Source organism: Streptomyces sp. NPDC031426 (assembly GCF_055581585.1).
Genome location: NZ_JBVIJE010000003.1, coordinates 332,927 through 354,263 on the forward strand (window position 1 = coordinate 332,927; position 21,337 = coordinate 354,263).

The 21,337-nt window shown below is 71.7% G+C and carries 22 protein-coding genes and 1 riboswitch; of the genes, 12 read left to right on the forward strand and 10 right to left on the reverse strand.

The features are described from left to right. Nucleotides 1-5 precede the first annotated feature (5 nt). The 3 genes from ACZ5NH_RS07010 to ACZ5NH_RS07020 are packed head-to-tail and all read right to left on the reverse strand — an operon-like array spanning nt 6 to nt 2,882. On the reverse strand, nt 6-1,091 hold the full coding sequence (locus ACZ5NH_RS07010; protein WP_468773313.1) for an ABC transporter substrate-binding protein: 1,086 nt from the start codon (nt 1,089-1,091) through the stop codon (nt 6-8). A 55-nt stretch (nt 1,092-1,146) separates the two neighbouring features. Next, a complete protein-coding gene (locus tag ACZ5NH_RS07015) occupies nt 1,147-2,025 on the reverse strand; it encodes an ABC transporter permease (RefSeq protein WP_468773314.1) in 879 nt (292 codons plus the stop codon). Beyond that, the gene (locus ACZ5NH_RS07020; RefSeq protein ID WP_388626776.1) at nt 2,022-2,882 is read right to left on the reverse strand and encodes an ABC transporter ATP-binding protein; all 861 of its coding nucleotides are present in this window, start codon (nt 2,880-2,882) and stop codon (nt 2,022-2,024) included. Before ACZ5NH_RS07020 ends, ACZ5NH_RS07015 begins: the two co-directional genes overlap by 4 nt. A gap of 237 nt (nt 2,883-3,119) precedes the next feature. Here ACZ5NH_RS07020 and ACZ5NH_RS07025 point away from each other — a divergent pair, with 237 nt between their 5' ends. Together ACZ5NH_RS07025 and ACZ5NH_RS07030 are read left to right on the forward strand one after the other, a co-directional pair. Next, nucleotides 3,120-4,784, forward strand: a complete 1,665-nt coding sequence (locus ACZ5NH_RS07025) for a sensor histidine kinase (protein ID WP_468773315.1) — start codon at nt 3,120-3,122, stop codon at nt 4,782-4,784. Continuing rightward, on the forward strand, nt 4,784-5,473 hold the full coding sequence (locus ACZ5NH_RS07030) for a response regulator (RefSeq protein WP_388626773.1): 690 nt from the start codon (nt 4,784-4,786) through the stop codon (nt 5,471-5,473). Before ACZ5NH_RS07025 ends, ACZ5NH_RS07030 begins: the two co-directional genes overlap by 1 nt. A gap of 34 nt (nt 5,474-5,507) precedes the next feature. On the opposite strand, the gene ACZ5NH_RS07035 is transcribed toward ACZ5NH_RS07030, so the two are convergent. The 7 genes from ACZ5NH_RS07035 to ACZ5NH_RS07065 all read right to left on the reverse strand — a co-directional run bounded on the left by ACZ5NH_RS07035 (nt 5,508) and on the right by ACZ5NH_RS07065 (nt 12,821). Beyond that, entirely contained in the window at nt 5,508-6,959 is a 1,452-nt protein-coding gene (locus tag ACZ5NH_RS07035) for an amino acid permease (protein WP_468773316.1), read from the reverse strand. 235 nt (nt 6,960-7,194) lie between these two features. Then, a complete protein-coding gene (locus tag ACZ5NH_RS07040; RefSeq protein WP_388626771.1) occupies nt 7,195-7,890 on the reverse strand; it encodes a GntR family transcriptional regulator in 696 nt (231 codons plus the stop codon). A gap of 33 nt (nt 7,891-7,923) precedes the next feature. Continuing rightward, nucleotides 7,924-8,925: a proline racemase family protein gene (locus ACZ5NH_RS07045; RefSeq protein ID WP_468773317.1), complete on the reverse strand. Its 1,002-nt coding sequence runs from the start codon at nt 8,923-8,925 to the stop codon at nt 7,924-7,926. 21 nt (nt 8,926-8,946) lie between these two features. Then, nucleotides 8,947-9,843 (reverse strand): dihydrodipicolinate synthase family protein, encoded by an 897-nt coding sequence (locus ACZ5NH_RS07050; RefSeq protein WP_468773318.1) that lies wholly within the window; start codon nt 9,841-9,843, stop codon nt 8,947-8,949. A 128-nt stretch (nt 9,844-9,971) separates the two neighbouring features. Next, nucleotides 9,972-11,360 carry an FAD-dependent oxidoreductase gene (locus ACZ5NH_RS07055; RefSeq protein WP_468773319.1) on the reverse strand — a complete coding sequence of 463 codons (1,389 nt, stop codon included), beginning with the start codon at nt 11,358-11,360 and terminating at the stop codon, nt 9,972-9,974. After that, on the reverse strand, nt 11,353-11,655 hold the full coding sequence (locus tag ACZ5NH_RS07060; RefSeq protein WP_468773320.1) for a (2Fe-2S)-binding protein: 303 nt from the start codon (nt 11,653-11,655) through the stop codon (nt 11,353-11,355). Before ACZ5NH_RS07060 ends, ACZ5NH_RS07055 begins: the two co-directional genes overlap by 8 nt. Then, nucleotides 11,652-12,821 carry an NAD(P)/FAD-dependent oxidoreductase gene (locus tag ACZ5NH_RS07065; RefSeq protein ID WP_468773321.1) on the reverse strand — a complete coding sequence of 390 codons (1,170 nt, stop codon included), beginning with the start codon at nt 12,819-12,821 and terminating at the stop codon, nt 11,652-11,654. Before ACZ5NH_RS07065 ends, ACZ5NH_RS07060 begins: the two co-directional genes overlap by 4 nt. A gap of 152 nt (nt 12,822-12,973) precedes the next feature. Between ACZ5NH_RS07065 and ACZ5NH_RS07070 the strand changes: the two genes are divergently transcribed. The 10 genes from ACZ5NH_RS07070 (at nt 12,974) to ACZ5NH_RS07115 (ending at nt 21,211) form a co-directional block, all read left to right on the forward strand. Continuing rightward, nucleotides 12,974-13,096: a putative leader peptide gene (locus tag ACZ5NH_RS07070; protein ID WP_388626761.1), complete on the forward strand. Its 123-nt coding sequence runs from the start codon at nt 12,974-12,976 to the stop codon at nt 13,094-13,096. Between the two features lie 64 nt (nt 13,097-13,160). After that, complete coding sequence (locus tag ACZ5NH_RS07075) at nt 13,161-14,051, forward strand: glutathione S-transferase C-terminal domain-containing protein (RefSeq protein ID WP_468773322.1); 891 nt, start codon at nt 13,161-13,163, stop codon at nt 14,049-14,051. 78 nt (nt 14,052-14,129) lie between these two features. Then, nucleotides 14,130-14,241, forward strand: a riboswitch (SAM riboswitch). 33 nt (nt 14,242-14,274) lie between these two features. Beyond that, a complete protein-coding gene (locus ACZ5NH_RS07080) occupies nt 14,275-14,424 on the forward strand; it encodes a hypothetical protein (protein WP_468773323.1) in 150 nt (49 codons plus the stop codon). A gap of 186 nt (nt 14,425-14,610) precedes the next feature. Beyond that, nucleotides 14,611-15,591, forward strand: coding sequence for an amino acid ABC transporter permease (locus ACZ5NH_RS07085; protein WP_468773324.1), 981 nt, complete (start codon nt 14,611-14,613; stop codon nt 15,589-15,591). Then, nucleotides 15,588-16,379, forward strand: coding sequence for an amino acid ABC transporter ATP-binding protein (locus ACZ5NH_RS07090; RefSeq protein ID WP_468773325.1), 792 nt, complete (start codon nt 15,588-15,590; stop codon nt 16,377-16,379). Before ACZ5NH_RS07085 ends, ACZ5NH_RS07090 begins: the two co-directional genes overlap by 4 nt. Nucleotides 16,380-16,421: 42 nt before the next feature. Continuing rightward, entirely contained in the window at nt 16,422-17,447 is a 1,026-nt protein-coding gene (locus ACZ5NH_RS07095) for an ABC transporter substrate-binding protein (protein WP_468773326.1), read from the forward strand. A 44-nt stretch (nt 17,448-17,491) separates the two neighbouring features. Beyond that, on the forward strand, nt 17,492-18,283 hold the full coding sequence (locus ACZ5NH_RS07100) for a GNAT family N-acetyltransferase (protein ID WP_468773327.1): 792 nt from the start codon (nt 17,492-17,494) through the stop codon (nt 18,281-18,283). A 67-nt stretch (nt 18,284-18,350) separates the two neighbouring features. Continuing rightward, nucleotides 18,351-18,461: a putative leader peptide gene (locus ACZ5NH_RS07105; protein WP_468773328.1), complete on the forward strand. Its 111-nt coding sequence runs from the start codon at nt 18,351-18,353 to the stop codon at nt 18,459-18,461. 107 nt (nt 18,462-18,568) lie between these two features. Beyond that, on the forward strand, nt 18,569-19,804 hold the full coding sequence (locus ACZ5NH_RS07110) for an LLM class flavin-dependent oxidoreductase (protein ID WP_468773329.1): 1,236 nt from the start codon (nt 18,569-18,571) through the stop codon (nt 19,802-19,804). Nucleotides 19,805-19,828: 24 nt separating this feature from the next. After that, complete coding sequence (locus tag ACZ5NH_RS07115) at nt 19,829-21,211, forward strand: NtaA/DmoA family FMN-dependent monooxygenase (protein WP_468773330.1); 1,383 nt, start codon at nt 19,829-19,831, stop codon at nt 21,209-21,211. Nucleotides 21,212-21,337 lie beyond the last annotated feature (126 nt).

The following is a 21,337-nucleotide window of genomic DNA, read 5'->3' on the forward strand; positions in this document are numbered from 1 at the left end:
GAGACTCAGCCGGACGTCCCCGCCGGGGTCGTCGTCGTGGTGAAGCCTTCCTTCTTGTTGGCCGCGACGGCGAAGTCATTGGTGAACGTCGTACCGAGGTTCACCTTCGAGGTCGCGTGGCCCACCAGCTCCTCCGTGGTCAGGACGTTCTTGGGGCCGCCGGCCGGCATGATCCCGTCCGGGAGGAACTGGCCCTTGTCCTGGGTCAGGGCCGAGATGTAGTCGGCCTTGGTGACCAGCTGGTTCTGCACGAACGACTGCGGCAGTTTGTCGGCGATGTCGGACGCGCTGTGCTTGTCGATCCAGTGCAGGGTGGCCACGAGCGCGTCGACGACCTTCTGCACCGCGTCCTTGTGCGAGTTCACCCAGTCGGTACGGGCGATGACACCCGCGGCCGGCCAGGCGCCGCCCGTCGCGGTCGTCGCACCCGAGGTGGTGGCCACGTCGACCGCCGAGTAGCCGATGCCCTTCTTCTGGATCGCGGCGACCGTGGGCTGCGTCGTCATGACACAGGCCACCTTGCCGTTCTGCAGCGCGGCGATGGCGGTGGAGCCCGCGCCGACCCCGATGCGGTGGAAGTCGGCGGTCTTGAGCCCCTTCTTGGCGGCCAGGAACTGGGTGAGCGTGTCGGTGCCCGAGCCGAGGTCGGTGACGCCCAGGGTCTTTCCCTTGAAGTCCGCGGCCGAGTGCACCCCGCTCTTGGTGCCGCACATCTCCCGCTCGCCCGGCGCGCCGGACAGCTGGACGACGTCCTCCACCGCCTTGCCCTTCACCTGGAAGTCGATCGTGTGGTTGTACCAGGCGCCCGCCATGTCCACCTGCCCCGAGGCCATGGCGTCCTCGGCGCCGGTGCCGCCGTCCTGCTCGGTGCTGAGCACGACGTTGACGCCGTACTTCTTGTAGAAGCCGAGGTTCTGGGCGAGCTGGTACGGCAGGTAGATCTGCTTGTCGATGCCGCCGACCATGATCTTGACGGTCGGGGTACCGCCGGAGCCGCCCGAGCCGGAGCCGGAGGAGCTGCTGGAGCACGCGGAGGCCGCGCCGAGGGCGAGGACGGTGACGAGGGACGCGGTGAGGGTTCTCTTGAACATGGCGGCTCTTTCGTTGTCGGTCTTTCGGGAGCGGAAGGTGCGAAGGGCTGGGAAATCAGAGGTTGTTGGCCGCGGAGGGGGCCGGGGGGCGCCAGGAGAGGAGCCGGTGCTCGAGCTTGCCGATCAGCCACTCCGCGCCGAGCACGATCACCGCGATGACGAGCATCGTGGCGAACACGCCGTTCGGGTCGAAGTTGTTCTGCGCGGTCTTGATGACGAGTCCGAGGCCGCTCTGCGCGCCGAGCACCTCGCCGACCAGCGCGCCGACGATGGCGAAGCCGAAGGCGCTGTGCAGGCTGGCGATGATCCAGGTCAGCGCGGACGGCACGATGACATGCCGGATGATCTGCAGCTGGGAGGCGCCGAGCACCCGGGCGTTGGCGAGGATGTTGCGGTCGACCTCGCGGACGCCCTGGAAGGCGTTGAAGAAGACGATGAAGAACACCAGCACGGCGGCGAGCAGGATCTTCGGGGTCACGCCGATGCCGAAGGCGACGATGAAGATCGAGCCGAGGACGATACGCGGGATGGCGTTGACCATCTTGATGTAGGGACCGAGCACGTCGGACAGATAGGGGCTCTGGCCCAGGACGACGCCGAAGACGACTCCGGTGCCGGCACCGAGGGCGAAGCCGATCAGCGCCTCCTGGATGGTGGTCCAGATGTTCGCGTAGAAGGACCCGAACTCGGTGCCGTTCTGGAAGAGGTCGATCAGCCGCTGCCAGATCCCGGACGGCTGCCCGAAGAAGAACGGGTCGACGATGCCCCAGGTGGTGAAGGCCTGCCAGCCGCCGATGACGAACGCGGCGAGGCCCAGCCGGCCCGCCCACACCAGTACGACCCGACGTCGTGCGGCCCGTTTGGCGGCGGACGCGGCCGAGGCGGGCCCGCCGTCGGCGACCGGGACGGTGGAAGCGGTGGACGTCGTACTCATGCCTTTCCTCCTGAGGTGCGTGCGTAGGCGCGCTCCACCTCTTCGCGCAGCGTGTCCCAGATCTGGTGCTGGAGTTCGATGAAGCGGGGCTGGTAGCGGATCTCCTGGACCGAGCCGCGCGGCCGCGGCAGGTCGATGTCGAAGACGGCCTTGACCGACCCGGGGCTGGACGTCATGACGACGACCCGGTCGGCGAGCGCCACGGCCTCGTCGAGGTCGTGGGTGATGAAGATGACGGAGGGTCGGATCTGCTCCCACAGGTCCAGCAGCTCGGTCGACATGATCGCCTTGGTCTGCACGTCCAGGGCGCCGAACGGCTCGTCCATGATCAGGATCTTGGGTTCGTTGATCAGCGCTGCGGCCATCGCCACGCGCTTGCGCATACCGCCGGAGAGCTGGTGCGGATAGCGGTCCTCGAAGCCGGAGAGGCCGACGCGGCGCAGCCAGTCCCGGGCCGAGGCCTGGGCCTGCTGCTTGGGCACGCCGCGGAAGACCGGGCCCATCAGCACATTGCCGAGGACCGTCTTCCAGGGCAGCAGCGCGTCCGCCTGGAACATGAAGCTGACGCCGTCGGTGATGCCGTCCACCTCACGGCCGCCGACCTTGACCGAGCCCTCGCTGGGCCGGTCGAGGCCGGACACCATGCTGAGCGTGGTCGACTTGCCGCAGCCGGTGGGACCGACCACCGCACAGAACTGACCCGGCTCCACGGTGAACGAAACGCCTTGCAGCGCCGTGAACACCTCACCGGCAGGGGTCAGGAATCGCTTGGTGAGCCCGGAGATCTCGATGCGCGCGTCCTCGCGCACTGCTGCATCGGCGATCGGGCTCCTCGCGACATCGTTTCGCGAAGCCATGTGAGGCCGTCTCCTTCCACACCTCGTGGGGTCGAGGAAGGCAGACGCTAGAGGCCACCCAGTGTTACGTCGCTGTTTCCCAGGTATCTCGCGAAAGCCGCGTTAACCGGGGTTCTGCTCATTCTGCTCAGTGATACGGGGCTGGGCAGGATTTCGGCCATCGGGCACAATCACGCCACCACGGGTGCGGCGCAGGGCCGGCCCGGCACCCGGCGGGACAGAGGCGAAGAGGCACCTGTGACACCCATCCGTATGCGGATCGGGCGCGGTGGGAGGGGGAGACTCTCCGCGCGGATCCTCACCAGCCAGCTCGTCATCCTGGCGCTCACCGGCGCCATCGGCTTCGTCCTGTTCGCCTTCGCGCAGCGCTCCGCACTCGACCGCACCTACGAGGAGCGGGCCGTGGCCATCGCGAAGACCGCGGCCGCGGACCCGCAGATCCGGCGGGCCATGGAGTACGGCGACGGCGGTGCCGTCGTGCAGACCGCCGCCGAGCGGATCCGCAAGGCGTCGGGGGCGTCGTACGTGGTGGTGATCGACCTGCACGGGATCCGCCACTCGCACCCCATGCCGGAGCTGGTCGGCTCGCCGGTGACCGAGCCGATCGTGGTGCTGGACGGCCGGACGCACGTCGGCACCGACCAGGGCGCCACCGGGCGGTCCGCCAACGGCAAGGCCCCGCTGAAAGGGCCGACGGGCAAGCTGGTCGGCGAGGTGTCGGTGGGCATCCCGGAACGACATGTGCTCAGCGAGCTGTGGCGCGAGCTGCCCACCTTCGGCCTGTACGCCGCGATCGCCACCGCGCTCGGTGCCGCGGCCGCGTACCTGCTGGCCAGACGGCTGAAACGGACCACGTTCGGGCTGGAGCTGGAGGAGATCGCCGGACTGCTGCAGGACCGCGAGGCGATGCTGCACGGCATCCGCGAGGGCGTGGTCGCCTTCGACCCCGACGGCCGGATCACCGTCGTGAACGACGAGGCCCGCCGGCTGCTCGGCCTCGGCACCGCACTCGGCAGCACCGTCGAGCAGGTCCTGCCCCACGGCCGGCTGCGCCGCGCCCTGGACGGCACCCTGACCGGCACCGACGTCAGCGTCCTGACCGACGAGCACTGCCTCGTGGTCAACCGCATGCCGGTCACCCTGCACGGCCGTGAACTCGGCGCCGTGGTCACCGTACGGGACCGCACCGAGCTGGTCGGACTGCTGCGCGAACTGGACTCCGTGCGCGGCCTGACCGACGCGCTCCGGGCCCAGCAGCACGAGTTCACCAACCGCATGCACACCCTGGCCGGCCTGCTCGACATCGGCGAGTACGACGACGCCTACGAGTTCGCCGTCGGCGCGGTCGGCGCCGGCCAGGCGCTCACCGAGTCCGTGCGCAAGCGGATCGGGAACTCGCTCATGGTCGGTCTGATCGTGGCCAAGACCACCGTCGCCACCGAACGCGGCGTACGGATCGTGCTGACCGACGACTCGGCACTCGGCCAGGACCCGCCGCACCTGCACCGGCTGCTGACCATCGCCGGCAATCTGCTGGACAACGCGGTCGACGCGGCGGGCGAGGGCCCGCGCCCGGCGGGCGGCCGCGAGGTACGGCTCACCCTGACCGAGAGCTCCCACGAGGTGCGGGTCCGGGTCGCGGACACCGGTCCGGGGATCCCGCCGGAGTCGGTCGAGTCGATCTTCGAGGACGGCTGGTCGACCCGGCCGGAACGGGGCACCGCCCGGCGCGGCCTCGGACTGGCCCTGGTGCACCGACTGGTGCAACGGCACGGCGGCACCATCACGGTCAGCGAGGGACCCGGCGCGGTCTTCACGGTCGTACTGCCCCTGCCCGAGACGGCCTCGGCGCCGCGGGGCGCACTGTTCACCACGGCGTTGCCGGTGGGAGGCGAGCGCTGATGATCCGGACCCTGGTCGTGGACGACGACTTCCGGGTGAGCCACATCCACAGTGAGTACGTGAGCCGCGTCCCGGGATTCGGCGTGGTCGGCGAGGCGGCGAGCGTCGCCGAGGCACTGGAGGCGGTCCGCACCCTGCGCCCCGACCTGCTGCTGCTCGACATCTTCCTGCCCGACGGCAGCGGACTCGACGTGCTGCGCCGGCTCACCGGGGACGAGGGCGGAGCCCGGCCCGACGCCCTGATGATCACCGCGGACCGGGACATCGAGTCGGTGCGCACCGCCATGAAGCTCGGTGCCGTGGGCTACCTGGTCAAGCCGTTCGGCTCACCCGACCTGGGCGAGCGGCTCACCGCCTACCGGGAGCTGCAGCACCGCGTGGAGGTGCTCGGCCCGGCCGCCGAGACGGACCAGGCCGATGTGGACGCCCTGTTCAGCGCGGCCCGGCCGCCCGCCGTGCCGCGGGTACCGGCCAAGGGCCACTCCGCGCCCACCCTGACCCTGGTCCACCAGGCGCTGCGCGCCGCGAGCGGTCCGGTGTCGGCGGCAGAGGCGGCCGAACTCACCGGCGTCTCCCGCGCCACGGCCCAGCGCTATCTGTCCTACCTGGTCAAGGAGGGCATGGTCCGCCTGGAGCTCCGGTACGGCGCGGCCGGGCGTCCGGAGCACCTCTATCGCATCGTCATCTGAAGCGGCGGACCCGTCCTCCCGACGACCGGCTTGTTCACCGGGCGCGGGATGCGGCGTCGGCCGGCTCCACCGGCCTCCGCTGCCGCCGCGCCGCCATCACCGCGTAGACCAGGATGCCGACGAACAGGAACAGCACGCCCTGGTACACGGCCGCATAGCCGGCGCCCGCCATCAGCCAGACGGAGAAGGCGGCCGCGATCGCGGTGATCACCGAGTCCCGCACCAGCCGCGGCCGGTCCACCGACCTGCCGGAGACGAGATGGAAGAGCTGCGCCGCCGTCGCCAGCAGGTACGGCACGGTCGCGGTGAACGTGGTGACGAGGACCAGGACGTCGAAGACCTTCGCCGAACCCGACAGGTAGTTGTACGCCGTGAGCAGCGAGGACAGGACGACCGTGACGCCGACGCCCACCGTCGGCACGCCCCGGCGGCGGCGCGCGAAGGCGGCCGGGAACAGGCCGTCCTGGGCTGCGGCGTAGGGAGTCTGCGCGCTCAGCAGCGTCCAGCCGTTGAGGCAGCCCGTCATCGACACCAGTGCCGCGAGCGCCACCGCCGTACCGCCCCAGCTGCCGCCGAACATCGTGTTCACGGCGTCGGAGAAGGGGGCCGTGGAGGCCACCAGCCGGTTGTGCGCGACCGTGCCGAAGACGGACAGCGTGCCCAGCAGATAGACCAGCGCGGCGCCCGCGGTGCCGATCACGGTGGCGCGCCCCACGTTGCGGCGGGCGTCCCTGACCTCACCGGCGCTCACGGCGGCGGACTCCACCCCGAGGTAGGAGAAGAGCAGCAGGGCGGCGGAGGCGGAGACGGCTCCGATCGAGCTGTGCCCGCTCGTGTTGAACGGCCCGAGCCGGGACGGGTCGAAGAAGAACAGGCCGCCGACCGCGACGAGCAGCAGCGGTACGAACTTCAGCACCGTAGACACCAGCTGGACCGCGCCCACGTACCGGGTGCCGGCGAAGTTGGCGAGAGCGGGCAGCCACTGCAGGGCCAGGGCGGCCAGGCACGCGGTCCACTTGTGGTCGTTCACCGGGATCAGCACGTCCAGGTAGCCGACGGCGGCGACGGCGAGCGCCGCGTTCGACACCCAGGTGGTGATCCAGTACGCCCAGGCGGCGAGGAACCCGGCGAAGTCGCCGAAGGCCTCGCGGGTGTAGACATAGGGGCCGCCGGTACGGGGGTCGCGCGCGGCGAGCCGGCCGAAGACCAGCGCGAGCGCGATGGCCCCCACGGTCAGCACACCGAAGGCGATCAGACTGACCCAGCCGTACGGGGCGATGGAGGCGGGGAGCAGGAAGATCCCGCCGCCGATGATGTTGCCCATGACCAGCGCGGTCGCGACCGGCAGGCCGAAGCGGCGGGCGTGCTTGCCGGTGGTGCCGTGGGCCTCGGCGACGCTGGTGGTGTCGCGAAGGTCCCCGACGACGGCCGTGAGGTCCTCGGAAGGAGCCGGAGCCGGCTGCGGGGCGGTTCCGGTGACGTGCATGGGTGGTGCGCCTCTCATCGAACAGATGTCCCAGGGTCGCCGGGACGCTGCAATGGTCCGGTATGCCCTTGCCCACCGCAAAATCGCCGCTTCTTGTGCCGTCCGGCCCCGCTGACGGTGGAAAATGTGCACGAGGACGGCGCTTGCACCGCGAGATGTTCGGCGCCCGAGGGGTGGATGCGCGCTCCCTCGCCCGACAGCCCGCGCGCCCCCGCGCTCGGACCGGCGGCCTCGGCTAACCGCGGTCCGCGCCCTCGGCCCACAGACTGCGCACATGCCCCAGATGCCGGGTCATGATCGTGTGTACGGCCTTCTCGTCCCGTTCCAGCAGGGCGTCGAGGAGTTCCAGGTGCTCCTCGGCCGAGGCGAGCAGCCGGCCGGCCTCCACCAGTGCCGTCAGACCGTAGAGGCGGGAGCGTTTGCGCAGGTCGGCGACCACCTCGACCAGATGGGCGTTGCCCGCGAGTGCGAGCAGGCCCAGGTGGAAGCGGGTGTCGGCCTCGACATAGGCGATCAGGTCGCCCGCCACCGCCGCCGTGACGATCTCGCGGGCCGCCGGACGCAGCGCCTCCAGCGAGACGCGGTCGGCGGTGCGGGCCAGTTCGACCACGGTCGGGATCTCGATCAGGGCGCGGATGTGCGTGTACTCGTCCAACTGCTTGTCGGAGACGACGGTGACCCGGAAGCCCTTGTTGGGCACGGTGTCGACGAGGCCCTCCTTGGCCAGGTCCAGCATCGCCTCCCGCACCGGCGTCGCCGAGACGCCGAAGCGGGCGGCGAGCGAGGGCGCGGAGTAGACCTCGCCCGGCCGCAGCTCGCCGGCGATCAGCGCGGCGCGCAGCGCGTCGGCGACCCGCTCGCGGTAGCTGCTGCGCCGGCCGCCCAGCCGGGGGAGTGCGGGCATCTGCGTGCCGCGCGTGTTCGGTGCCATGTCACGCATCACCGGGGGAGTCTAGAGGACGGGCTAGAGGACGAAGCCCTCCGGGAAGGGGTCGGTGGGGTCCAGGAGGTACTGGGCGGTGCCGGTGATCCAGGCACGGCCGGTGAAACTGGGCAGGACCGCCGGGCGGCCCGCGACCTCTGTCGTGCCCAGCAGCCGTCCGGTGAACCGGGTGCCGATGAAGGACTCGTTCACGAACTCGGTGTGCAGCGGCAGTTCGCCCCGCGCGTGCAACTGCGCCATGCGCGCGCTCGTGCCCGTGCCGCAGGGGGAGCGGTCGAACCAGCCGGGGTGGATGGCCATCGCGTGGCGGGAGTGGCGTGCCGTCGCGCCGGGCGCGTAGAGGTGGACGTGGTGGCAGCCGCGGATGGAGGGATCCTCCGGATGCACCGGTTCGGCCTCGGAGTTGATGGCGTCCATCAGCGTCAGGCCGGCCGCGAGGATGTCGTCCTTGCGGGCGCGGTCGAAGGGCAGCCCGAAGGCGTCGAGCGGGAGGATGGCGTAGAAGTTGCCGCCGTACGCGAGGTCGTAGGTGACCGTGCGCCCGTCGGGCAGGGTGATCTTGCGGTCCAGGGCCACGGCGAACGACGGCACGTTCTTCAGGGTCACGTTCCGCGCGGCCCCGTTCTCCACCGCCACCTCGGCGACCACCAGCCCCGCCGGGGTGTCGAGCCGGATGGTGGTCACCGGCTCCACCACCTCCACCATGCCGGTCTCGACCAGCACGGTCGCCACCCCGATGGTGCCGTGCCCGCACATCGGCAGATAGCCGGAGACCTCGATGTAGATGACGCCCCAGTCGCAGTCGGGGCGGGTCGGCGGCTGCAGGATCGCGCCGCTCATCGCGGAGTGGCCCCGCGGTTCGTTCATCAGCAACCGCTTGATGGGGTCCCGGTGTTCCCGGAAGTACAGCCGCCGCTCGTTCATCGTCGCACCCGGTACGGTGCCGATCCCGCCGGTGATCACCCGGGTCGGCATACCCTCGGTGTGCGAGTCGACGGCGTGCAGGACGAGTTTGCTGCGCATGGTCGGACTCCCTTTCCCGGCTTATGCGAGGCCCGCTGCGACGGCCTTCTCGGTGGCCGCGCGGACCGCCGCCTCCTGCTCGGGAAGCAGCGGCACGCGCGGCGGGCGCACCGGGCCGCCGTACCGGCCGACGACGTCCATGGACAGTTTGATCGCCTGCACGAACTCCACTCGTGAGTCCCAGCGCAGCAGCGGGTGCAGCTGCCGGTACAGGGGGAGGGCGGTGGTCAGGTCCCCGGCCGTCGCGGCACGGTACAGCTCCGCCGAGCCCCGGGGGAGTGCGTTCGGGTAGCCGGCCACCCAGCCCTTGGCGCCCGCCACGGCCAGCTCCAGCAGGACGTCGTCGGCGCCGATCAACAGGTCCAGTTCCGGGGCGAGTTCGGCGATGCGATAGGCGCGGCGGACGTCTCCGGAGAACTCCTTGACGCCGTGGATGTGGCCCTCGCCGTGCAGCCGGGCGAGGAGTTCGGGCACCAGGTCGACCTTGGTGTCGATCGGGTTGTTGTACGCCACCACCGGCAGCCCCGCGCGGGCGACCTCGGCGTAGTGGGCGAGGACGGAACGCTCGTCGGCGCGGTAGGCGTTGGGCGGCAGCAGCATCACCGAAGCGCAGCCCGCCTCGCCCGCCTGCTCGGCCCAGCGCCGGGCCTCGGCGGAGCCGTACGCGGCGACGCCCGGCATCACCCGCTCGCCGCCGATCGCCGCCACGGCCGTCTCCACCACGCGGGCGCGCTCCTCGGAGGTGAGCACCTGGTACTCGCCGAGCGAGCCGTTCGGTACGACACCGTCACAGCCGCCCGCCACCAGCCAGGCGCAGTGCTCGGCATAGCGGTCGTAGTCGATCGAGAGGTCGTCGCGCAGCGGGAGGGCGGTGGCGACGAGCACGCCGCGCCAGGGGCGGATCGGTGACTGGGCCATGCGGGGATCCCCCATTCAATGAGGTGTGACATATTACTGAGTGCCGTGACCTGTGGACAGGTCTTGGTCCGGCTCGGTCCGGGTGATTCGGTTCCGGGTGATTCGGTCGGGTGATTCGGTCCGGGTGTTCAGTCCTCCGGCAGCGCGGCCAGGACGCCGAGCGGTACAGGCCGGGCGAAGGGCCGGCGGCCCGGAGTGAGCGGGCATCCGGTCAGGCCGGCCACCGCGGGCGCGCACATCCGGCCCTGGCACCAGCCCATCCCGGCCCGGGTGAGCAGTTTCGCGGTGCGCAGATCACCCGCGCCGAGCCCATCGGCGGCCGTACGGACCTGACCGGCGGTGACCTCCTCACACCGGCACACCACCGTGTCGTCCGTGATCCGGTCCGCCCAGCCCGGCGGCGGCGCGTACACCGCCTCCAGGGCCGCGAAGAACGCCCGCTGTCGGGTCCTGGCCCGGGCGGCCGCCGCCCAGGACCGCGGGTCGGGGGAGGTGCCGCGCAGGCGGGCGGCGATCGAGCGGCCCGCGATGTGTCCCTCGGCGAGCGCGAGGGCCGCGCCGCCGATCCCGGTGGTCTCGCCCGCGGCCCAGACCCCGGGCACGTCGGTGCGCTGCTCGTCGTCGACCCGTACGTCCGTGCCGGTCAGGGTGCAGCCGAGGGTCTCGGCGAGGTCGGTGTGCGGCAGCATGCCGTGTCCGACGGCGAGGGTGTCACAGGCGATGCGGCGAGCGCTGCCGGCCCTGATCCGCCCCTCCCTGTCCAGCACCGCGACGGTGACCGCCTCCAGGCGGTCGGTGCCATGCGCCTCCAGCACGGTGTGCCGGGCCAGCACTCGCACCTTGTGCCGCAGCAACTGCCCCGCGTACCAGGCGGCTTCGGCGAGCTTGCCGGGCTCCGCCGCCAGGGCCGGTGTACGGCGCAGTACGGCCCCGGGGTCGGCGGACTCGACCAGCGCGGCCACCCGCGCCCCGGCCGCGGCGAGCCCCGTGGCCACCGGCAGCAGCAGCGGTCCGGTGCCGCCGACCACGACCCTGCGGCCGGGCAGCACCAGGCCGCCCTTGAGCATGGCCTGCGCGCCGCCCGCCGTGACGACACCGGGAAGCGTCCAGCCGGGGAAGGGCAGCACGCGCTCGTACCCGCCGGTGGCGAGCAGGACGGCGTCGGCGTGGACGGCGACTCCCTCCTCCTGGTCGGGGCCGCGCAGGGCGTGCACCGTGAAGGTGCCCGACTCGCGTACCACGCACCACACATGGTGGCCCGTCAGGTACGTGATGTGTCCGGCGGCGATGTGCCGGTCGATGCCGTCCCGCAGCCGCTCCCAGGTCTTCCACTGATGGTGCAGGGCCTCGGGGCGGCGAGCACCGAGGGCCCGGGCGGGCTGCCTGTAGAACTGGCCGCCCGCCCGCTCGGCCGCGTCGACGAGGGTGACCCGTACGCCCCGTGCGGTCGCCGCCAGTGCCCCGGCGAGCCCCGCCGGGCCCGCCCCGAGGACGGCGAGATGCGCTCGCTCAGTCATCGTCCCGTCCCGTTCCCTCCTGGGTGCGGATCACATCGCCCGGCCGCACCGGCACCAGGCAAGCCCGTTGGTTCACGCGTCCGTTGACGGTCACCAGGCAGTCGAAGCACACCCCGATCCCACAGAACACCCCGCGCGGCCGGCCGGCCCCGCGGGTGCTGCGCCAGGCGGTCACCCCCGCCGCCCACAGCGCAGCCGCGACCGTCTGCCCGGGCAGGGCCGCGAGGGGCCGCCCGTCGAAGGTGACGGTGAAGGCCTCGCCGGGGCCGGCCCGGGCCAACTCCAGGGGATTCACGGTGCGTCGCCTCCGTCGGTGTCGTATCCTTCGAACCGCTCCGGCCGGAACGGCGTGAGATCCAGCTCCGGTGTCTTCCCGGTGAGCGCCTGCGCGATCAACTGCCCGGTCCCGGCGGCCAGTCCGATGCCGGCGCCCTCGTGTCCGCAGGCGTGGAACAGCCCCGGCGCACGGGGGTCGGGGCCGATCGCCGGGAGGTGGTCGGGCAGATACGGCCGGAAGCCCGCGTACGTCCGCAGCGCGCGCACCCGCTCCAGGAACGGGAACAGCCCTATCGCCCCGGCCGCGAGCGCCCGTACCGCCGGAAGCGACAGCGAGCGGTCGAAGCCGACCCGCTCCCGGCTCGCGCCGATCAGGACAGGACCGGCGGCCGTGCCCTCCACCACCGGCGAGGTGCGCAGGGCCGCCGAGTCGCTCGCGACGTCGGCCACATAGTCCGCGGCGTACACCTTGTGCCGCACCATCCGGGGCAGCGGCTCGGTGACCAGGACGAAGCCGCGCCGGGGGAGCACCGGCAGCCGGACGCCGGCCAGCGCCGCGAGGTCGCCGCCCCAGGTGCCTGCCGCGTTCACCACCGCCGATGCGTGCAGCTCGCCCTGGTCGGTGCGGACGCCGGCCACCGTGCCGGCGGCCGTGCGCAGCAGCCCGGTCACGGTCCACCCCGTGTGCAGGCGGGCGCCGGAGGCGCGGAGCAGATGGGCGGCGGCGAGGGCGGGCATCACCTGGGCGTCCTGCGGATAGTGCACCCCGCCTGCGAGGCCGGGGGCCAAGTGGGGTTCGAGGGAGGGGAGCCGGTCTGCGGTCACCGGGTCGGCCCTGACTCCCGCAGATCGCTGGCCGTCCGCGAACGCGTGCAGTGCGGCGAGGGTCTCGGGGGAGGAGGCGACCACGAGGCCGCCCTTGGGCTCGTACTCGACCGCCGCTCCCAGCTCGTCGCCCAGCTGTGTCCACAACCGGGCGGACAGCAGGGCGAGATCGAGCTCGGGGCCCGGTTCCTTGTCGGAGACGAGCAGGTTGCCCTCGCCCGCGCCGGTGGTGCCGCCGGCCACCGGGCCCCGGTCCACCACCCGCACATCGAGCCCGGCCCGTGCGGCGTACAGGGCGCAGGCCGCGCCGACCATGCCGGCTCCGACCACCACGACATCGCAGGTCAGTCCCTTTGCCACGGCAGTACTATGTCACATGGTGCCGATTCTGAGGAGACCTCGCACACTCTCGGCCGGTCGCGCACATGTCCCAGGCGTGGACGCCCCCTTGACGTCGCCTGATGCCGGATCGACACTCCAGGGTGGGAACCCTAGTGAACGGGTAGGGAATGATGACGCGCCTCGGAACGGTCACCGGCCTAGCGGGCCGTACGCCGTTGCGCGCGCCCCTGCTCACCTCCCGCCGGCACATCGACCTGCTGCGCGTCTGCAGCGCGATCAGCGCCCACCGCTGAGCCGAGGCGCTGCGCGCCCATCGGCCGACGCCGCACGTCCGCACGCCCACCACCGGGGAGACGCATGTCCATCACTCCGCTCGCCACCCTTCCGTCCGCCCACCGCACCGCCCCCGTCTTCCGGGGCCGGATCGGGCGGGACGCACGCAGCGGCGGCCACTACGCCGTGCCGCACCGCTACCGGCTCCATCTGTCGACCGCCTGCCCCGACGGGCTGCGTCTCGCCGTCGGACACAGCCTCCTCGGTCTGGACGGCAGTTGTCCGGTCACGGTCCTGCCCGCCGTACCGGACTGTCCCGGCGGCGGCCACTCCGCGCTCCGCCCGCTGTACGAGGCGAGCGCCCACCGCTACACCGGCCCGGCCCTCGCGCCCGTGCTCAGCGACGACTGGTCCGGACGCATCGTCAGCACCCAGGCCCGGGACATCCTGCGCGACCTCGACCGCTTCCCGCACGAGGGCCGCGCCGCCCTGTACCCGTGCGGCCTGGAGTCGGTGATCGAGGCCGTCGAGCGGATGTGCGCCGAGGGGATCGAACAGGCCGCGCAGCGTGCCGGGCAGGCCGACGCCGACCCCGCGGGGCGGGCCGCCGCCCTGGACGTGCTCCTGGACACCTTGGGCCGGCTGGAGAACCGGCTGGCCGGAGAGGAGCACCTGGTCGACGACCGGCTCACCGCCGCCGACGTCGAACTATGGGTCAGCCTGGTGCAGTTGGACACCGTCCACCGCTGTCACCTCGACGCCTCCGCCGTCCAGCGTATCGCCGGCCACCGCGCCCTGTGGGCCTACGCCCGCCGTCTGGCCGCCCATCCCGCTTTCGGCCGCCATCTCGACCTCGACGGCATCTCCCGCCGCCACCACGGCCGTTGCCGGGGCCTGGAGGCCGCCGGGGCCGCCGTCCAGATCCTGGACTGGGCGGGCCACGCCGCGGACGCCGAGGACACTTCCCGCAGGTGAGAAACGGTCGGGAGGCGTCCACTCCGCGGACGGTTGTTGACATTCGAACGGACAACTGCCTTACTTACGGCTCAGAACGGTCATGAGCGTCAGCGCCAAGCCCTGGCTCGCTGACCGGCAACCCTCGCATCGCGGTGGGGTGCCCCAGGTGACGACCGGACCGGAATGACGTTTTCGGTAAGCGCGAGGGCCCCGCGGGGCCGGAACAGTGACAGGTGACGCCATGTACGCAGCTCTCAGGACGGCCGCGAGCCGCACCCAGGGCTGTGTACGGTCGTACGCCGGGCTCCTCGTCGCCGACCGCGCCGTCGATCTGCTCCGCGTCAACAGCGCACTGTGTACCGCACCGGGCTCTGCCCGCTGCCGGGGCTGACGACCCTTTCCAGCCCTGCATTCTCCAGCCGCCGTGTTCCTGACGCACGCCGCTGCGCCGGTGTGCCGTTGCCAGCCCTGCCCACGGTTCCCGTCCGCCGCCGTGCGCCGCCTCGTGCCGTAGTGCCGTCGCGGCGCCCGCGCCCGCGCGCCGCGACCGGGGTGTCCGACTCCGCCGGAGCCCGCCATGAGTGAACCCCCAGGCGCCGCCGTCTCCCTCGCCGAGGCGCCACCAGCCGACATACAGTCAAAATCTCTAAACCCACAGCGAGTTCAGCCGTTGCGTCGTCCCGGCCGATGGATCGCCGGCGCCGTCGTCCTCGTGCTCGTCGCGCAGTTCCTGCACGGACTGGCCACGAACCCGTTCTACCAGTGGGACCGCTTCCGCTACTGGTTCCTGCGCCCCACCGTCCTGGACGGACTCCTCGTCACCCTCGAAGTCGCCGCGCTCAGCGCCGTCTTCGGCCTCCTCGGCGGCATCCTGCTGGCCCTCGGCCGGCAGTCCGGCAGCCCCGTGCTGCGCGCCGTGAGCTGGACCTACACCTGGCTGCTGCGTTCGGTGCCGCTGATCGTCGTCCTGATCTTCCTCTACAACTTCTCGGCCCTGTACAAGACGGTGAGCCTCGGCATCCCCTTCGGCCCCGCCTTCGTCACCTTCGACGAGTCCAGACTCGCCACCGACATGACGGTCGCCGTGGTCGGGCTCAGCCTCAACGAGGCGGCGTACGCGGCGGAGGTCGTCCGCGGTGGCATCCTCTCCGTCGACCAGGGCCAGCACGAGGCGGCGGCCGCGCTCGGCCTGCCCAGGGGCTACCAGTTCACCCGGATCGTCTTCCCGCAGGCCCTCAGGTCCATCACGCCGAACTACGTCAACCAGCTCATCGGCCTGATCAAGAGCACCTCGCTGGTGTTCTACGTGTCGCTGCTCGACCTCTTCGGCTCCGTGCAGACCATGGGCAGCACCTACCCCGGCGACATCGTGCCGCTGCTGCTGGTCGCCACCGTCTGGTACCTGATCCTCACCAGCGCCGTGTCCGTCGTCCAGTACTACGTCGAGCGGTACTTCGCGCGGGGCGCCACCCGCGCCCTGCCGCCGACCCCGCTTCAGAAGGCGCGCGCGGGCCTCGCCGAGTTCCGGGCCCGGCTGCGCAGGGAGGCCGCCGTATGACCGCCACCGCCACCCTGGAGACCACCCCGGCCGCGCTGGAGGTCCACGACGTCCACAAGTGGTACGGCACCCATCGCGTCCTGGACGGCATCGACCTGACCGTGCGGCCCGGCGAGGTCACCGTCGTCATCGGGCCCTCCGGGTCCGGCAAGTCCACGCTGCTGCGGGTCATCAACCACCTGGAGAAACCCGAGGTCGGCCATGTCAGCGTCGGCGGCGAGCTGATCGGCGTCAAACGCGGCAACGGCGGCCGGCTCAAGGAGCTCAGTGAGCGCGCCATTCTGGCCCAGCGCGGCCGGATCGGCTTCGTCTTCCAGAACTTCAACCTCTTCCCGAATCTGACCGTCCTCGACAACGTCGCCGCCGCGCCCGTCGCCACCGGCCGGCTCGCGCGGTCCGAGGCCCGCGAACTCGCCCGGGAACTGCTCAGCCGGGTCGGCCTCGGCGACCGTACCGGCGCCTACCCGCGCCAACTCTCCGGCGGACAGCAGCAGCGCGTCGCCATCGCCCGCGCCCTCGCGCTGCGCCCCGGCATCATCCTCTTCGACGAGCCGACCTCCGCGCTCGACCCCGAGACGGTCGGCGAGGTGCTCTCCGTCATCAAGGACCTGGCCACCAGCGGCACCACCCTGGTCATCGTCACCCACGAGATCGGCTTCGCCCGCGAGGTGGCCGACCGGATCGTCTTCATCGACGGCGGCCGGATCGTCGAACAAGGCCCGCCGGAAGAGGTGCTGGACCGGCCCCGCCACGAACGGACCCGCGACTTCCTCGCCAAGGTCCTCTGACCTCCCCGTGACCCCCGTAGCTTCCGAACGACAAGGACAGCCATGCGCAGCCACCTCTCCCGAAGCAGCCTGACACGCGGTATCACCGCCGCGACCGCCGCCGCCACCCTCGCCACCGGGCTCGCCGCCTGCGGTGGCAACAGCGACGCGGCCACCACCACCGACAGCGCCAGGTCCGGCGAGGTCGTCGTCGGTCAGGTCTCCAACGGCGCCGCCAGGCAGACCGCCATCAAGGTGTCCGAAGTGAAGTCCATCAGCGCCGAACTGCCCGCCTCCATCCGCAAGAGCGGCAGACTCGTCATCGGCGAGGGCGCCCTGCCGGCCGGGTTCCCGCCGCTGGCGTACGTGGGCAGCGACCAGAAGACCCTCACCGGCTCCGAACCCGACCTCGGCCGCCTGGTCGCCGCGGTTCTCGGCCTCAAGCCGGAGCTGAGGAACTTCACCTGGGAGAACCTCTTCGTCGGCATCGACAGCGGCAAGGTCGACGTCGCCTTCTCCAACGTCACCGACACCGAGGAGCGCAAGAAGAAATACGAGTTCGCCTCCTACCGGCAGGACAACCTCGCCTGGGAGGTGCCGAAGAAGAGCACCTGGAACTTCGACGGCAACTACGAGAACCTCGCGGGCAAGACCGTCTCCGTCGGTTCCGGAACCAACCAGGAGAGGATCCTCCTGGAGTGGAAGGCCAAGCTGGCCAAGGAGGGCAAGAAGCTCGACGTCAAGTACTACCAGGACCACAACAGCACCTACCTGGCCCTCGCCAGCGGCAAGATCGATGCCTACTTCGGCCCCAATCCCGGTATCGCGTACCACATCACCCAGGTCGCGAACACGCCCAACGCCACCCGCAACGCGGGCAAGTTCTCCGGCGCGGGCGAGACCCTCCAGGGCCTGATCGCGGCGACCGCGAAGAAGAACAGCGGTCTCGCCAAGCCGCTCGCCGACGCCATCAACTACCTGATCAGGAACGGTCAGTACGCCGAGTGGCTCAAGGCCTACAACCTCTCCAACGAGGTCGTCGCCAAGTCCGAGGTGAACCCGCCGGGGCTGCCGCTGGACAACTCCTGACCCACACAGCCCCGTTCGAGTCAAGTGGAGAGGACTCCGCCTCCGTGCCCCAGCAGACCGACCTCCGCGGAGGCGGAGCCCCGTCCGGCACCCATGTGCTCGACAACGCAGTCTGGGCCGCGCTGTCCGGTCCGCACGCCCACCTGGCCGAACGCCTCGGCCGTGCGGCACGCTACCGGGACGGCCTCTACGCCTTCGCCGCGCTCGCCGACCCGGCGGACCCGGCTGCCTGGGACGACCTGCGTGCCCTCGTCGGCCCCGGAAGCGCTGTACGGATCAAGCCCGTCGACCGGGTGCCCGACGGCTGGCGGGTCGAAGTCAGCGCGGAGGGCGTGCAGTTGGTCGACACCGCGCTGCGCGCCGAACCCGCCCCGGACGCGGTACGGCTCGGGCCCGCCCACGTCCCCGAGATCCTCGGCCTCGTCGCCCGGACCCGGCCCGGCCCGTTCCTGCGGCGGACCGTCGAGATGGGCACCTACCTCGGCATACGGCACGAGGGGCGGCTGATCGCGATGGCGGGGGAGCGGCTGCGGCTGCCCGGCTGGACCGAGATCAGCGCCGTGTGCACCGACCCGGACCACCGCGGACGGGGGCTGGCCACCCGGCTGGTGCGGGCGGTCGCGTGGGGGATCCGGGAGCGCGGGGACAGCCCGTTCCTGCATGCCGCCGCGGACAACACACCGGCGGTCCGGCTGTACGAGTCGATCGGGTTCACCCTGCGCCGCCGCTCGCGGATCGTGCGGGTCCGCAGCGAGGAGACACGCGAGCGGGTTCGCGGCGTGGGAGCAATCGCGGACGGCCGGGTGGGAACAACCGCGGTCGGCCGCGCGTTGTGACTCATGACGAGATCCGCGAGGCGGTCGCCCAACCGGCCCGCCCCGCCGACGGACGGAGGTGACGGGCGTGACACGTGTACTCCTGCTGCGCGCTCCGCGCCCGTACCGCTCCGTCCGTCTGATATCCCGGCCGCACATAGACCTCCAGCGCGTGTCCGCCGCGCTCTGTCGCCACTGACCTTCTCCCCGGCCTGACGAGCCCCAAGGCCCGGGTCCGCCCCTGCCGCGCTCGCCCTCGCCGACGCCTGTCCTCGCGAGCCGGTGTTCTCGCCACGGACATCCGTCATGGACATCAAGGAAGGCACCGACGTGTCCTCAACTCCCGCTTCCCCTCTGCATCTTGCCGTCGCCCTGGACGGCACCGGCTGGCACCCCGCCTCCTGGCGTGAGCCGGTCGCCCGCCCCCGGGACCTGTTCACCGCCGGCTACTGGGCCGATCTGATCGCCGAGGCCGAACGCGGCCTCCTCGACTTCGTCACCATCGAGGACGGCCTCGGGCCGCAGTCCGCGCACTTCCTCGACCCCGACGAGCGCATCGACCAGGTGCGCGGCCGACTGGACGCGGTCCTCGTCGCCTCCCGGGTGGCCCCGCTCACCCGGCACATAGGTCTGGTCCCGACCGTGGTGGCCACGCACACCGAGCCGTTCCACATCTCCAAGGCGATCGCCACCCTCGACTACGTCAGCACCGGCCGCGCGGGGCTGCGGGTGCAGATCAGTGCCCGGCCGAACGAGGCCGCCCACTTCGGCCGCCGTACCATCGGCCGGATCGAGGCCTACGACAGCCCCGCCGCACAGGACATCGTCACCGAGCTGTTCGACGAGGCCGCCGACCATGTGGAGGTGGTGCGCCGGCTCTGGGACAGCTGGGAGGACGACGCCGAGATCCGGGACGCGGCGACGGGCCGCTTCATCGACCGGGACAAGCTGCACTACATCGACTTCGAGGGCCGCCACTTCAGCGTCAAGGGCCCCTCGATCACCCCCCGCCCGCCCCAGGGCCAGCCGCTGGTCACCGCCCTCGCCCACTGGACCGTCCCGTACCGCCTCGTCGCCCGCCAGGCCGACGTCGGCTATGTCACCCCCCACGACGCCGAGCAGGCCCGGGCGATCGTCGCCGAGATCCGCGCCGAGCAGCGGGCGGCGGGCCGTGCCGGGGACACCCTGCACATCTTCGGCGACCTCGTCGTCTTCCTCGACGACAGCCGGTCCGAGGCCGAGGCCAGGCGGGAGCGGCTGGACGCGCTCGCGGGGGAGCCGTACACCGGCGACGCCCGGATCTTCACCGGTACGGCCAGCCAACTCGCGGAGCTGATGGAGGAGTTGGCGGCGAGCGGTCTGACCGGGTTCCGGCTGCGGCCCGCCGTCGCCGGGCACGATCTGCCCCGGATCAGCCGTGACCTCGTGCCCGAACTGCAGCGCCGGGGCCGCTTCCGGGAGGCCTACGAGGCCGACACCCTGCGCGGCCTGCTCGGCCTCGCCCGCCCCGCCAACCGCTATGCCGCAGCAGCCATCGCCTGAGCAGCCGGAGAGGACGACCGCACCATGAGCAAGCCGCTGAAGCAGATCCATCTGGCCGCCCACTTCCCCGGTGTCAACAACACCACCGTGTGGAGTGACCCGGCCGCCGGCAGCCACATCGAGTTCAGCTCATTCGCGCACTTCGCGCGGACCGCCGAACGCGCCAAATTCGACTTCCTGTTCCTCGCCGAGGGACTCAGGCTGCGCGAACAGGGCGGCAAGATCTACGACCTGGACGTCGTCGGCCGCCCCGACACCTTCACCGTGCTGGCCGCACTGGCCGCCGTCACCGACCGGCTCGGCCTGACCGGCACCATCAACTCCACCTTCAACGAGCCCTACGAGGTGGCCCGCCAGTTCGCCAGCCTCGACCACCTCTCCGGCGGCCGTTCCGCCTGGAACGTGGTCACCTCCTGGGACGCCTTCACCGGCGAGAACTTCCGCCGCGGCGGCTTCCTGCCGCAGGAGGAGCGCTACTCCCGCGCCAAGGAGTTCCTCGCCACCGCGCACGAACTCTTCGACTCCTGGCGTGGCGACGAGATCGTCGCCGACCAGGCCACCGGTACCTTCCTGCGGGACGCCAAGGCCGGCGCCTTCGTCCACCAGGGGCAGCACTTCGACATCCACGGCCGGTTCAACGTCCCGCGTTCCCCGCAGGGGCGCCCGGTGATCTTCCAGGCCGGCGACTCCGACGAGGGCCGCGAGTTCGCGGCGTCCGACGCGGACGCGATCTTCAGCCGCTACTCCACGCTGAAGGAGGGCCAGGCCTTCTACACCGACGTCAAGTCCCGCCTCGTCAGGTACGGCCGCCGCCCCGACCAGCTGCTCATCCTGCCCGCCGCCACCTTCGTCCTCGGCGACACCGACCAGGAGGCCGCCGAACTCGCCCGAGAGGTGCGCCGGCAGCAGGTCAGCGGTGCGACCGCCCTCAAGCACCTGGAGTTCGTCTGGAACCGGGACCTGTCGGCCTACGACCCGGAGGGCCCGCTGCCCGACGTCGACCCGGTGGTGAGCGAGGAGCACATCTCCCGTGGCCGCGCCCAGGTGCGGATGTACCGGGATCCGATCGCCATCGCCCGTGAGTGGCGGCAGCTCGCCGAGGCCAACAAGTGGTCCATCCGCGAGCTGGTCATCAACACCGGCAACCGGCAGACCTTCGTCGGCTCCCCGGCGACCGTCGCCCGGACCATCAACGACTTCGTGCAGGCGGACGCCTCCGACGGCTTCATCCTCGTCCCGCACATCACCCCCGGCGGCCTCGACCCCTTCGCCGACAAGGTCGTACCCCTGCTCCAGGAACAGGGTGTGTTCCGCGCCGACTACGAGGGCACGACCCTGCGCGACCACCTCGGCCTCGCCCACCCGGACGCGGACTTTGGCGCCTCGCGCCCACGGGCCGCATCCTGAGGTTCCTCGCGGTCACCGCGCACAGCGTGGTCGGGGGGGGGGGGGGGGGGGGGGGGGGGGGGAGGGGGGGGGGGGAGAGGGGGGGGGGGGGGGGGGGGGGGGGGCGGGGGGGAGGAGGGGGGGGGA

Bases quoted from the DNA above. Each gene is read 5' to 3' on its own strand.
- ACZ5NH_RS07010 (WP_468773313.1), bottom strand. From the start codon at position 1,091: ATGTTCAAGAGAACCCTCACCGCGTCCCTCGTCACCGTCCTCGCCCTC.
- ACZ5NH_RS07015 (WP_468773314.1), bottom strand. From the start codon at position 2,025: ATGAGTACGACGTCCACCGCTTCCACCGTCCCGGTCGCCGACGGCGGG.
- ACZ5NH_RS07020 (WP_388626776.1), bottom strand. From the start codon at position 2,882: ATGGCTTCGCGAAACGATGTCGCGAGGAGCCCGATCGCCGATGCAGCA.
- ACZ5NH_RS07030 (WP_388626773.1), top strand. From the start codon at position 4,784: ATGATCCGGACCCTGGTCGTGGACGACGACTTCCGGGTGAGCCACATC.
- ACZ5NH_RS07035 (WP_468773316.1), bottom strand. From the start codon at position 6,959: ATGCACGTCACCGGAACCGCCCCGCAGCCGGCTCCGGCTCCTTCCGAG.
- ACZ5NH_RS07040 (WP_388626771.1), bottom strand. From the start codon at position 7,890: ATGGCACCGAACACGCGCGGCACGCAGATGCCCGCACTCCCCCGGCTG.
- ACZ5NH_RS07045 (WP_468773317.1), bottom strand. From the start codon at position 8,925: ATGCGCAGCAAACTCGTCCTGCACGCCGTCGACTCGCACACCGAGGGT.
- ACZ5NH_RS07050 (WP_468773318.1), bottom strand. From the start codon at position 9,843: ATGGCCCAGTCACCGATCCGCCCCTGGCGCGGCGTGCTCGTCGCCACC.
- ACZ5NH_RS07055 (WP_468773319.1), bottom strand. From the start codon at position 11,360: ATGACTGAGCGAGCGCATCTCGCCGTCCTCGGGGCGGGCCCGGCGGGG.
- ACZ5NH_RS07070 (WP_388626761.1), top strand. From the start codon at position 12,974: ATGACGCGCCTCGGAACGGTCACCGGCCTAGCGGGCCGTACGCCGTTG.
- ACZ5NH_RS07075 (WP_468773322.1), top strand. From the start codon at position 13,161: ATGTCCATCACTCCGCTCGCCACCCTTCCGTCCGCCCACCGCACCGCC.
- ACZ5NH_RS07080 (WP_468773323.1), top strand. From the start codon at position 14,275: ATGTACGCAGCTCTCAGGACGGCCGCGAGCCGCACCCAGGGCTGTGTA.
- ACZ5NH_RS07085 (WP_468773324.1), top strand. From the start codon at position 14,611: ATGAGTGAACCCCCAGGCGCCGCCGTCTCCCTCGCCGAGGCGCCACCA.
- ACZ5NH_RS07090 (WP_468773325.1), top strand. From the start codon at position 15,588: ATGACCGCCACCGCCACCCTGGAGACCACCCCGGCCGCGCTGGAGGTC.
- ACZ5NH_RS07095 (WP_468773326.1), top strand. From the start codon at position 16,422: ATGCGCAGCCACCTCTCCCGAAGCAGCCTGACACGCGGTATCACCGCC.
- ACZ5NH_RS07110 (WP_468773329.1), top strand. From the start codon at position 18,569: ATGGACATCAAGGAAGGCACCGACGTGTCCTCAACTCCCGCTTCCCCT.
- ACZ5NH_RS07115 (WP_468773330.1), top strand. From the start codon at position 19,829: ATGAGCAAGCCGCTGAAGCAGATCCATCTGGCCGCCCACTTCCCCGGT.